We start from the raw sequence: 12,093 nt of genomic DNA on the forward strand, positions 1-12,093 counted from the left end.
TCTTACTCCTTGCTGCCTTGGGGGCTCTCGCCCTGGGAATCACCAAGCCGGCGCTCGACCTCGCGGGAGCGGTTGACGCCCTGGTACTTGTCGATCAGCGACTGGAACAGGTGCGGCTCGACCTGGCCGTAATGTTCTACCGGGTGGGCAATACTGGGCTTGGCCAACTGCGTGTAGGCAGCCCCATCGAGCTGGCGCCCGGCAGCACGTGTGCGTTCGACCCACTCTTCAAAGCCTGCCGGGTCGAGGGCCAGCGCCTTGAAGTGCATGTCCGAGAACCCCGGCCCGTTGTAGTTGGCGGCTATCCCCGTGTAGTCGCCTGCGTGGTTGGCGATCAGGTGCAGCCGTGTCTGCATCCCGGCCATGGCGTAGATCTGGCCACCCAGGGCTGGGATGAAGAACGAGGTGATGGCCCCGTCGGAAGTCACCCTGAAGTCGATGGGCGTGTCCACAGGCATCGCCATCTCGTTGACCGAGGCAATGCCGAGTTCGGGGTAGACGAACAGCCACTTCCAGTCCATGGCGATGACCTGGACCTTGAGCGCCGGGGTATCGGATGCCAGCGGCCGGTACGGGTCCAGCGCATGGGTCGAGCGCCAGGTGACGACGCCCAGCACGATGATGATGGCCAGTGGTACGCCCCATACCACCGCTTCGATCAGCCGCGAGTGGCTCCAGTCGGGGGTATAGCGGGCCTTTTCGTTCGAGGCCCGATAGCGCACCGAAAACACCAGCGCCATGATCATCACCGGTATCACCACGATCAGCATGAGCAGGGTGGCGAGGATGATCAGGTTGCGTTGCTCGAGCCCCACCTGCCCCTTGGGGTTGAACAACACCATGTCGCAGCCCGAGAGCTGGAGTGCCACAGTGCCTAGCGCCATCATCCAAAGCAGTCGGCTTGCCGTTTTCGGTTCCCTGGCCATGTGAGCGTCCCGTAATTGTTGGCAGATGTTTCGGCTATCACCTGTGAGAGGAAACCCGTGCTGGCAAGGTTTTTTGCAATGTTCGATTAGTCGACGAATGGCAGCACAGGTCAGGGAACTTAAGTCCATGGGGCGGTGGGGTTGGCGCGCCACTTGAGCAAGGCCACTGAACCTTGCGCGCAGGTGCTCAGTCACAGCGCCATTGCCCAGACGAATGGAGCGCCATGATGGCCAGCGACGCAACTGCCTCACTCAAACGCGTGATCACCCTACCGTTGCTGGTGTTCTTCATTCTCGGGGACGTATTGGGCGCTGGCGTATACGCGCTGGCAGGCGCCATCGCCGACCGGGCCGGTGGCGCCATCTGGGCCCCGCTGGCCCTGGCACTGTTCTTCGCCCTGTTGACGGCGGCGTCCTACGCCGAGCTGGTCAGCAAATACCCCCGGGCCGGCGGTGCGGCCGTGTTTGCACGGCGTGCGTTCGGCTCGCCCTTGCTGGCTTTCTTGGTGGGGTTCGCCATGTTGGCGGCAGGCATCACCAGTGCTGCCGGGCTGGCGTTGGCGTTTGCAGGGGAATACCTGCGCGTGTTCATCGACTGGCCTTCGGCGGTGCTGGCGCCCCTGTTTCTGGTGCTGATGGCAATGCTCAACGCCCGGGGTATCAAGGAGTCGCTAAGCGCCAATCTGGTCATGACCCTGATCGAACTCAGCGGCCTGGTACTGGTGATCATCGCGGTGGCGGTGTTGAGCGGCCAAGGGCAGGCCGAGCCTGCCCGCTTGTTGGACTTCGGTGAACAGGGCCCGGCAACTGCGATACTGGGCGGCGCCTTGCTGGCGTTCTACTCGTACGTGGGGTTCGAGACTTCCGCCAACCTGGCAGAGGAGATCAAGGACGTACGCCGGACGTACCCGCGCGCGCTGTTCGCGGCCTTGCTGGTGGCCGGCCTGGTTTACCTGGCTGTCGGCGCCGGCGCCGCGTTGGTGATGCCAGTGCAAGCACTGATCGACGCCAAGACGCCCTTGATGGATATCGTGCACAACGCAGAACTTGGGCTGCCCCACGGCGTATTCGCCATCATCGCCCTGGTGGCGGTGGCCAACGGCGCCATGTTGACCATGATCATGGCCAGCCGTCTGACCTGGGGCATGGCCCGCGATGGCATGCTGCCGCGCCTGCTGGGCCAGGTGCTACCCAACCGCGGTACCCCTGGTTATGCGATAGCCGCGACCACGCTGCTGGCCATCCTGCTGACCTTTACTGGCTCGCTGGAAGTGCTGGCTGAAACCGTCGTGCTTTTGCTGTTGTTCGTTTTTTTGAGCACGAACGTGGCCGTGTTGGTGCTAAAGAAGGACAAGGTCGATGCCGAGCATTTCTCGGTGCATCCGGTGGTGCCTGTGTTGGGTATCCTGTCGTGCCTGCTGGTACTGGGTCAGCAGCCCTTCGAGAACTGGCTGAGGGCGGGGGCGCTGTTGGGATTGGGTGCGGTATTGCACTGGCTGGCGGGCAAGGGCTTTGGTCGTACCGTCAGCGAGGGGGATGCGGGGCAGTGACTGGAGCATGCGATCGTGTGCGAGCTTTGGATGTCCAACCTATCTAGCGAACCGCGCCCTCGCGCAGACTTGTGCTGCTACTCATCAGGAACTCTTCAATGGCCAAAGAGATTGAAAGCCCTTGCGTTTCGAGCTGCAAGCTCAAGCATGAAGTGTGCACGGGCTGCGGGCGCAGCAAGGAGGAGATTAAAGGCTGGCGAAACATGAAGCGCTCTGAGAAGAAGGCAACGGTCGAGAAAGCAGCTGCTCGCTTGAAGAAGATCAAGAAGAAAGGGAAGGGTTGAGCGGTGTGCAGGGTTGGCAAACCTCGCGCAGTTCGGCGAGAAAGGCACGCAGTGGGATTAACTCTTAGCGGGGCAACCTTAATGGCCACCTCACCTCGCCCGGCTAGAGGTGTCGCGCATGTGCTAGGTGGGCCGTGTCTCAGCATCTCTTGACAGTGACATGCGAGATGCTCTCGCCCTGCATCATGTTGTCAGAGAGTTGGTCGCTAGGCGGATTGATCCGTATGCCCATCTGCAGTAGGAGACCGGCTTTTCATCTGCAGGGCAAGCGTACCGATGGCTACCAGTGCTGCAGCCGCGCCCGCAATCGGGATGTTGGCGAGCCCGAAATGGGTAATCACCCAGCCTGCGCCGATGCCTCCTAACGCCGTTCCGAGGTTGAACGATGCAATATTAAGCCCTGACGCCACTGCGCTGGACTGCGGAACATAATGATGTGCCAAGCGCAGGATGCGCAGGGTCGACATAGTCACTATGGCAAAAAACACCACTCCCAACAGCCCCACCAGCGTTAGTGTGGCTATCATCGAATCGCCCCAGATATGCAAGCTCAGTAGGTTAAGCATCAATGCCGTCAACCCACCGAGCAAACATCGATCAGCGTCGAAAGTATCTATGACATAACCGCCAAGTAAATTGCCGAGCATGGAGCAGATACCGAACAGCAGCATCGCAAGGCTCAGAACCTGCCGGGGTACACGCGTGATGTCCAGCAGGAACGGCGACACAAAGGTAAAAAATGAAAAAGTCGCCACGCTCACCAGCATTGCGATCGTGGCAGCTCCCAACAGTTCGCGATGCAGCAGAGCCGCGAGGCTTTGCTTCAGGTCTGTGGCGCACTGATTCGAGGAAAAGGGTTGCTGGCGCATTAGAAGCACCAAGCCGAACGTGCTGATCAAGCCCAGGCCGCCGATGGCCAGGAATACCATGCGCCATGACCAGTAGCTTCCGAAAAAGGTACCGATGGGCACGCCAAAGGCAATTGAAAGTGTCAGGCCCATCCATACCAGCGACAGCGCTCGCCCTGCGCGCATTGGGTCGACCAGTTTGACCGCTGCGTTGGAGGCCACTGCCATGAATACCCCATGCGCGAGGCCTACGACGAAACGCACCCCATGCAATGTCAGTACATCGGGCGCAAGACTGATAGCCACGCTGCCAGCGGCAAGCACGCCGAGGGTCAGCAACAACACGTTTTTGTCGCGCCAGTTGACCAACAGGGCCGTGATGATTGGAGCGCCAATGGCGGCACCCAAGGCATAGGCCGCGATGGCTGAGCCGACTTGCGAGATGGACTCATGTAAGTCCGCCGAGATCGCCGACACCAGGCCGGCAACGACGAATTCGGATAAACCGAATGTAAAAGTACAGAGCGAAAAAAAGTAGATGACGGCAGGCATAAAAACTCGGCTGTGGAGAATGGCAGGGTTGTCTCAACGGGCAAGGTGTGCAACGCGTAGGGCCAGTTCGAGGGCTTGTTCATGGTTGAGGCGGGGGTCAACCTTACTCACATAACGTCGGGACAAGTCCTCGGGTTGCAGGTTGCGCGCGCCGCCCAAGCATTCGGTGACGTCATCCCCTGTGAGCTCAAGGTGCAGGCCGCCCAGGCGAGTGCCGTATTCGCGGTGAACGCTGAAAGCCGCTTCAATCTCGCGCATGATCTGCTCAAAACGTCGGGTTTTGGTGCCGCACGTCAGGGTTACGGTATTGCCATGCATAGGGTCGCACAGCCATAGCACGTTGCTGCCTGAGCGAGTGACGGCGTTGAGTAAGGCAGGCAGTGTCTCCCGGAGTTGGTCAGCGCCCATGCGGTGGATAAGTGTCAAACGACCGGGTTCGTTACGGGGATTGAGCCGATCCAGCAATGCCAGCAAGGCCTCAGGGTTCACATCGGGACCGACTTTGACGCCTAGTGGATTGCGAATGCCCCGGCAGTACTCCACGTGAGCGCCCTCCAACTCGACGGTGCGTTTGCCGATCCATGGAAAGTGTGTGGACAGATTGAACCAACCGTCGAAGCCGGGCACTTGCCGCGTGAGCGCGTGCTCATAGTCCAGCAGCAGGGCCTCATGGGACACGAAAGTTTCACGGTTCAGGAAACGGTCAGCATCGCTGCCAGACAGCGAGGTCATGAAGTGTGCGGTGTGCTGCACCCCTTGTAGGGTGCGCTGGAAAAACTCCCGCTCGGGCAGCGCATCGATCCATCCAGTGGGCCAGTACGTGGGCTTTAGCAGTTCGTCGATGCCGGTTTCGTACAGCGCACGGACGAACCCAAGCGTTGAAGCGCCGCACGCATGGGCCTGCAACAGGCGCTTCGGATCTGCCCGGCGTGCGTGTGGGGTAAACGCGCTATCGTTGACGATGTCGCCACGGTATACCGGTAGCGTCTGCTGCCCCAGGGTTTCGCGCTCGCTTGAGCGCGGCTTGGCATATTGCCCCGCCAGACGTGCCAGACAGATGACTGGCGTCTGGAGGCCATGCATGAGCACCCGGCTCATTTGCTGTAGCACTTTCAGTTGACTGGCTGTGGCATCTTTGGAGCAGCGCTCGAAGGACTCCGCGCAATCGCCGCCCTGCAAGATGAAGCCGTGGCCGTTCTGGGCCTGGGCGATCAGACGCTTGAGTTGCAGGATCTTGTCGGCGCTCACCAGCGCTGGCCGCTGGACCAGTGCGTGCAAGGTGTGCTGGAGCTCGGCCGGGCAGGGGTAGGTGGGCTGATGCGAGGCTGGGTGCGAGCGCCAGGTATCAGGTGTCCAGTCAGTGGCCACGGCCTGGAACTGTGGGTGTGTTGTCAGCATTCAGCGTCTCCTTGTCTGTGCGTGAATCCGGGATCCAGCCGGCGCAAGTGCACTAAGTTGGCGTCTCGTTAACCGACTGCCGTGGCGATGTTCGGACCGCGTTCCTGAAGGTGGCGGTGATAGTGCGGCGCTAGGCGTCAGATGGGAAATATTATTAAAGTCTCTGTTTAATACCATTGGCGACGCTTAGTTGCTTTTTTGATAGGAGCCGTATCCATTCGCAATAAGCTGTTTGCTCAGTTGTAACGTTCGGAGGGTTGGCGTGTTGGGGGGGCGACGCCAACTAAATGAGAGGGGTGCGTCTCCAAGTATCGGTTCTTCTCTCTGATATCTGCAAGCTCTTACTAATAGACCGCGAAAGTATTTTACTTTGCCGGCCCGCTCGCTAATGCTCGCTGGGGTTTTTAACGAGGGCACGTTAATGTTAGTTCATAACGATCATTACTATAGGGTTTTGCAGAGCGCCGAATGCGAAATCCTGCGCCATGGGGAGTTGATCCCCGACGCCCCTTTCTATGAGCGAAAACTGCAGGCCGTGTGGGAGCGCGCCCGGCACAGCACGTACTATCGCGACCTGGACGACTTTAGCTTTGCCGGGTTCCGGGCCCTGGCGCTGACGCCCAAGGCCAGTCTTAAAGGCTCCCCGCGTGCGTTCTGCACCGTCGATTACGGCCAAGCCGCCAAGTATTATGCGACCACTGGCACCACCGGCGAGCCCACTCCCAGTCCCAGGCTCAAGGAGGACATAATTTGGAACGCCGTGTCGGTAGCGCTCCACTGGCGCCACATCATCGAACCTGGCTCACGGGTGGCCAACCTGATGCCCTCGGACATCGTCCCGGTGGGCGACCTGATCGCCAATGTATGCGAATACCTAGACGTTTCCCATGTGCGTGCCTACCCCTTCGCCACGGGGATCACGGATTGGGAGCGTCTGTGCAGGCTGTTCGAGACCTACCGTCCTACTGTGATATTCATCGCGCCTGGGGTGTTGGTGCAACTGACGCGCTATCTCAAGCAACGGCAGATGCTTGACCGTGTCAGTGAGTCGATCAAGGCGATTATGTTGTTGGGTGAAGTCAATACCCAGCCCTTCCGGGAAAACCTTGCGCAGTGGTGGGCCTGCGATATTCACGATGCCAGCTACGGCAGCACCGAAACAGGCACCCTGGCGGCGGTGACCCAGGGCAAGGTACAACGCTTGACCACTGGCACCAATTATTTCGAATTGGTGACCCCCAGCGGGCAGATCGTACCCTTGAGCAATGGTGCCAGCGGGCGTCTTGTCGTCACGCCTCTGAACCTGTACGCCCGCCCGCTGTTGCGCCTGGACACCGGCGACAGTGTAACCATCACATCCGACTGCGCCGTGGGGTTGCCGGGCCCGACGATGATGGTCAATGGTCGCGATTCCGACGCTGTCGTGGTGTCTGGGGTGGACCTGGAGATCCGCAAGATCGAAGAAATTGTCTATGGCCACAGCAACGCTACCGGCTACCTGATCGAAGTCGATCGCACCACGGACAGCGCCAGCCTGATCCTGGAGCGCGATGTAGTCTGGGACAATGAGTTGGAGGCGGTGCTTGCAGACGCGTTACGCGAGTGTACTGAGCAACGCATGAATCTGCGGTGGGACAGAATCCTGTTCGTCAACAACCTTGCGGCGGTCAGCAAGAGTGGGGCTTCGCAGAAAAGCTGGAAAAAGACTAACCTGCGTTTCGTCGGTGGCCAGCAATGAATGCGTTCAGCCAGATTCCGCCGCGCTTTCCCGAAGGTCGCGCAGTGGTCAGCGGCCAGCCGGACCTGTGGTGCACCTATGCGGCCATCCGCAGCCTGGCCTGGGTCAATCAATTGCAAACGGCCGACCAGCTGCAGATTCGACGCTACATCGAGTCGCGCTTGAACCGCGATGGCGGCTACGCCTGGAGCAAAGGCATGCCTTCGGATGCCTGGGCAACGTTTTACTGCACCGAAACGCTGAACGACCTCGGCACGCTGGAGCAGGTGTCGGAAAAAACCGAAGCTTGGCTGGACAGCCTGTGGGATGGGCATGCCTACGGCATGTGCGCGGGGCAGGGCGCGGATGTGTGGGCAACACACTATGCGGTGCGCACCTTGATCAACGTCTGTCACGGTGAGGTGAAAGCCCCGGCCGTACTGCTTGACTGGCTCAACGCGTTGCAGTGTGAAAGTGGTGGGTTGAGTTGGTCGCCAGCATTTGCCCAGCGCGGCAAGGCGGACGTGCGAGCGTGCTTTTATGCAGTGATGGCCTGGAAAGCCCTCAGCCAGCAAGGCGACTGGGTGCCGGCTTGGGACATGGATCGTCTGATCGAGTGGATGCAGGCCCAGCAGGTCGCAGGGGGTGGCTTTCGCTTCAGTGAGGCGGCCGATACCGCGTGCCTGTGGGCGACTTATCGCACGACCGCAACCCTTGCTGCGCTGGGGCGTGCGCCGTTGCACGGTGCCGGTTGTGTCGCATGGATCGAATCGTTGCGTGGCCCCGGAGGCGGTTTCGTGCGCTGGCAAGGCTATGACTGCGAGGACGTCTGGGCGGTGTTTTGTGCGGTTGGCTCGCTCAAGGCCCTGGGACGCGATGTGAGCGGGCTGGCCCAAGGCGTCAGTCGATTTATCCAGCAGCTGTATGTCGGCAGCGGCGGCTACACCTACCGTGAAAAAAGTGCAGCGGCGGACGTTCTAACCACTGCCGCCACTATCCTGGACGGTCGCCTCACCCCGCAGGCGCGTGCTTCGGCAGTGAAGTGGATCGAGGGTTGCCAGCTGCCCAACGAAGCTGGAGTGATGTACATGCCTGGGCGAGGCGCCGAAGTGCGCTGCACCGCCTGGGCGTTGGCGGCCGGCGCGCTGCGTGACTCGCCCGAGGCTCGGCAGGCTGTGCTGGGCTGGCTGGCGCGTATCCAGAACCCCGATGGCGGTTTGGGCTTCTGGGAAGGACGTGGTTCGGACATGGTGTCGACCGCCTCCGCGGTGTCGATCATCGCCCGTCTAGGCCGCAGTGACGGCGTCGACTGCGGGCAGTTAGAGCGTTTTGTCCGGCGTTGCTCTGTCGCCCAAGAGCCCCCGACCTTTGCCAACTTCCCAGGTGGCGTAGCGACGTTTCGCTCCAGTGTCCAGGCGCTCAAGTGCCTGCGTTACCTAGGCTACGCCGACCGTGAAGGAATGTTGGCCCTGTTGCGGCGGCACAAGGTCAAGCAGGGTGGTTTCGCCAATATCGGCAATCGCATTCCGGACTTGCTCAGCACCTACGAAGCCATGGCTGCCTGCTGTGACTTTGGCCTCGAGGTGGACCGCGCTCACGTGCTCTATTTCCTGGAAAACGTCGAGACAGACGGCGGCTACGCCTGGTCACCGATGTACCGCGAAGGGCACGATGCGCTGTCCACCTGCCTGGGCAGCCTGGTTAGGCAGTGGTTAAAAGGTCACCTGCCTGTACTTCCTAACTTATACCTGTCTTGAGAGGATGATGTGCCGACGATCAATATTCGCTCCGGATTTCTTGGAATAAGTGAAAAAAAGAAGATTGCCTTGAAAGTTGCTCGCGAACTCAAGGGGCATGGCCTGGATCCGTCACACTGTATGGTGATTTTCAGTCTCTTGGACGAAGACAGTCTATTCAGTGCAGGACTTCCGATGCCGATTAATCATGACGAGAGCAAGCGAAGTAGAGTGTTTTTTATTCGTGCTTCGATTGCCGCCAGCCGTGATCAGTTTTTCCGTAAGGATTTCGCCACGGAGCTGTTTAACTTTTTTACCGACCAGTTTGTCGATTCATTCTTTTATCTGCAGTACGAAGATGTGTTCCCTAAAAGTGTATTTTACGCCACGGGTGAAACATTGACTAACGCTGGCGCAAAGGATTAATAACATGACCCATTCCAACACTGTGAAAGAGGGTATTCGCTCAGCGCTTGAGGCCTTGCTCGGGCCTGAGGTCCGTACTATTGGCGCTGACCAGAGTTTTCGCGACTTCATCGGCGAGCGCTTCGACAGCCTGATGGCGGTAGAAGTGGTGACCACTATCGAGGAGCGCTTTGGTATCGAGGTGGACTACGTTGGCGATGACGTTCGCTACTGGTTCGAGACCTTGGAAAAAATGGAGCAGTTTGTCACCGAGCGCCTCGAAGACACTGCCACGTTGCAGGCGTTCTAGGTGATGAACGTGGAGCACGTTTTTCGTACCTCCGGCTCAACCCAGACACCACGCCAGTGGCTCCGCACCAGGCGGCAGATGGAGCAGGAAGCGCGGATGATTCTCGGCACATGGGCCACCGATGTGACGGACATCCTGGCGTTCGCCCCTATAGAGCACAGCTACGGCATGATCCTGGGTCAGATCGGGGCCGAGGTGACCCAGGCCAGGTTGCAGTGCTGCTCACTGGAGACACTCAGACTGCCGGACCTGCAAGTCAGGGGGCCGACAGTGATCTTGTGCATTGCCAGCACCTGGACACTACTCACGTCGCTGCTCAAGCGCCTTGCGCCGCAGGTACCGGTATTGGTACTGCACAGCGCCTCGGCTTTGCCGTCCAAGGCGTACGGGGTGGTCAGTCGTTTTGTCGGGCAAAGGGTGACGTTCATCGAGTTGCTCGGTTCGACTGAGACCGGTGCCATTGCCCATCGGCCTGTCAGCGAAACGCCCATGCTCTGGACGTTGTTCGACGACGTATCGTTGCTCAGCCCGGTGGGTGTTGAGTCACGCCTCAGCGTGCGCAGCCCACGAATCGCTAGGGCCGTCGAGGATGAAGTGGCTGCGACAAGTCATCAGAGCGATGACTGGATTATTGCGACAGGGCCCGGGCAATTCGAGTGGCTAGGGCGTGCCAGCCAGCTGATAAAAATCAATGGCGTGCGCCAGGACCTGGGCGTCTTGCGCGCTGACCTCAGTGCGGTTACCCAATGCCAGCACCTGGCATGTGTGCCCCTGCGCGATGAGGTACGCGGCGAGGCCTACGAAATCGTTTTCAGTTCGCCCACGCTCAGCGCTGCAAGCATCATCCAGGCCATCGAGCGCCTGGGAAGGCATATTCCCAAGCCGGCGCGAATTCGCCACGTCACGCAGGTGCCGTTGTCAGCCAGCGGCAAACCGCAGGTATGGGCTATCCAGCAAACAGGGAGTCGTGAGTCATGAGTATCCGTACTGCAGAGCAGAGCGTTACTGCTTACCTGTCAGGCCACACCAGCCAACGTGAACAGGCTGATGCTGTGCCGGATTTTCTCCGGTTACCGTTACGCCAGCGCTACCTTTTGGTACAGCAACAACCCCAGCTGCGGTATCAATGGGCCAGGCAATATAACCAGTGGGCAGGCTCGGCGGATAGCCAATACCGTTGCCTGATCTCGAGCTTGACCGACGACAGTGTCCTGTTCCGCATGGGGGTCAAGGACACCGTCGATGTAGCCGGCTTGCCGACACGCCTGGGGTTGCGCAGTTACCGGCACTACCCTGATGTCTCTGCCAGCGCCTTGTCGTCGTTGCTACCCGATGTGCGCGTCCTGTTCAAGGTCGCCACTACCGAACTCAACATCGGCTTTGGTTGCGGGGCTCGTAACCCGTTGTACCCAAGCATTGACCCTTCCGGCTCCAGCACCGGCTCGGCGGTAGCCGTGGCTGCGGGCTTATGCGACATCTCCCTGGGCACCGACGTGCTGGGATCTGTGCGTTGGCCGGCGGCCCATTGCGGCATGGTCGGGCTGCGCATGACGCACAAGGCCTCCAACCTGGATGGCGTGTTTCCGTTGTCACCCTCAATGGACGCTTTGGGTTGGGTCACGCGTACAGTCGATGATCTGGACTTCCTGATGCCCATGCTGGGGATCGAACAACATCTGGGCGAGCAAAAGCCGTTGGCCGAGACCTACCGGGTTGGCGTGCTGAGTCACATTGACGAGCATGTCACCAGCGCGCCGATGCTCGCCATGATGCAACAGGCCAAAAACCTATTGGCTGATATGGGCCTGCCTCAGGTGCCCATGCAATTGCCAGCGCTGTGGGCCAATCGTGGGGCGGCTTGGCAATTATGTGCGCGGGACGCTTGGTTGGCTTCCCAAGTGTGGCGAGAAATCTTCGACACGGACCTGCATTGGTCGACCCAAGCCGCACTGGATGTGGGTGCCGCTGTGAGTGATACCGAGCACAGGCAGATAACCGAACGCATGCAATCGGTGCGGGCCGGTATTGACCAGTGTTTTGAAGATGCAGGTGTGGATGTGGTGGTTTTTCCCATTGACCCTTGCCGGCCTTTCGACGTGCGTCGGCCGCTGCCGGGCGACTCGACCATCCCGTCACCGACCGATCCGGATTATGCGCAGAAAATTGGCTTTACCCCATTAGCCAGCTTCAGCGGCCTTCCGGCGATCACCCTGCCGATCATGCTCAGTGCTGACGGCAAGGCCCCCCTAGCTCTGCAGATCATGGGGCGGCGCGACAGCGAGCTGCAATTGATCGACTTGGCGAAACGCCTTGAAGCGTTGCGCGGCCCTTTGCCTGCTGCTGCAATCGACCACTGAGGATCATCTG

The 12,093-nt window shown here is 59.8% G+C and carries 11 protein-coding genes; 8 read left to right on the plus strand and 3 right to left on the minus strand.

Going from position 1 to position 12,093, the window contains the following annotated elements; genetic code table 11:
* Positions 1-2: 2 nt before the first annotated feature.
* Positions 3-887 carry a ubiquinol oxidase subunit II gene (gene cyoA, locus ACK59L_RS07505; RefSeq protein ID WP_409272813.1) on the minus strand — a complete coding sequence of 295 codons (885 nt, stop codon included), beginning with the start codon at positions 885-887 and terminating at the stop codon, positions 3-5.
* Between the two features lie 266 nt (positions 888-1,153).
* On the opposite strand from cyoA, the gene ACK59L_RS07510 reads away from it, so the two are divergent.
* Complete coding sequence (locus ACK59L_RS07510; protein WP_196136945.1) at positions 1,154-2,476, plus strand: APC family permease; 1,323 nt, start codon at positions 1,154-1,156, stop codon at positions 2,474-2,476.
* 98 nt (positions 2,477-2,574) lie between these two features.
* Complete coding sequence (locus ACK59L_RS07515) at positions 2,575-2,760, plus strand: DUF1289 domain-containing protein (protein ID WP_058605120.1); 186 nt, start codon at positions 2,575-2,577, stop codon at positions 2,758-2,760.
* A gap of 206 nt (positions 2,761-2,966) precedes the next feature.
* Here ACK59L_RS07515 and ACK59L_RS07520 read toward each other — a convergent pair whose 3' ends face one another.
* Positions 2,967-4,160 (minus strand): MFS transporter, encoded by a 1,194-nt coding sequence (locus ACK59L_RS07520; RefSeq protein ID WP_409272727.1) that lies wholly within the window; start codon positions 4,158-4,160, stop codon positions 2,967-2,969.
* Between the two features lie 33 nt (positions 4,161-4,193).
* On the minus strand, positions 4,194-5,558 hold the full coding sequence (locus tag ACK59L_RS07525) for a 3-deoxy-7-phosphoheptulonate synthase (RefSeq protein WP_409272729.1): 1,365 nt from the start codon (positions 5,556-5,558) through the stop codon (positions 4,194-4,196).
* Between the two features lie 421 nt (positions 5,559-5,979).
* Between ACK59L_RS07525 and ACK59L_RS07530 the strand changes: the two genes are divergently transcribed.
* From ACK59L_RS07530 to ACK59L_RS07555, 6 genes are all read left to right on the plus strand, one after another.
* On the plus strand, positions 5,980-7,296 hold the full coding sequence (locus ACK59L_RS07530; protein ID WP_409272731.1) for an AMP-binding protein: 1,317 nt from the start codon (positions 5,980-5,982) through the stop codon (positions 7,294-7,296).
* The gene (locus tag ACK59L_RS07535; protein ID WP_409272733.1) at positions 7,293-9,032 is read left to right on the plus strand and encodes a prenyltransferase/squalene oxidase repeat-containing protein; all 1,740 of its coding nucleotides are present in this window, start codon (positions 7,293-7,295) and stop codon (positions 9,030-9,032) included. The genes ACK59L_RS07530 and ACK59L_RS07535 overlap by 4 nt, the downstream gene beginning before the upstream one ends.
* Positions 9,033-9,041: 9 nt before the next feature.
* Positions 9,042-9,437 carry a hypothetical protein gene (locus ACK59L_RS07540; protein WP_409272735.1) on the plus strand — a complete coding sequence of 132 codons (396 nt, stop codon included), beginning with the start codon at positions 9,042-9,044 and terminating at the stop codon, positions 9,435-9,437.
* 4 nt (positions 9,438-9,441) lie between these two features.
* The gene (locus tag ACK59L_RS07545; RefSeq protein ID WP_196129702.1) at positions 9,442-9,726 is read left to right on the plus strand and encodes an acyl carrier protein; all 285 of its coding nucleotides are present in this window, start codon (positions 9,442-9,444) and stop codon (positions 9,724-9,726) included.
* 96 nt (positions 9,727-9,822) lie between these two features.
* Complete coding sequence (locus ACK59L_RS07550) at positions 9,823-10,704, plus strand: acyl-CoA synthetase (protein WP_409272738.1); 882 nt, start codon at positions 9,823-9,825, stop codon at positions 10,702-10,704.
* Positions 10,701-12,083 (plus strand): amidase family protein, encoded by a 1,383-nt coding sequence (locus ACK59L_RS07555; protein WP_409272740.1) that lies wholly within the window; start codon positions 10,701-10,703, stop codon positions 12,081-12,083. Before ACK59L_RS07550 ends, ACK59L_RS07555 begins: the two co-directional genes overlap by 4 nt.
* The last annotated feature ends 10 nt before the right edge of the window (positions 12,084-12,093 follow it).

Origin of the sequence: Pseudomonas sp. KCJK9111, assembly GCF_046231935.1 — a bacterium.
Taxonomy (GTDB): domain Bacteria; phylum Pseudomonadota; class Gammaproteobacteria; order Pseudomonadales; family Pseudomonadaceae; genus Aquipseudomonas; species Aquipseudomonas parafulva_B.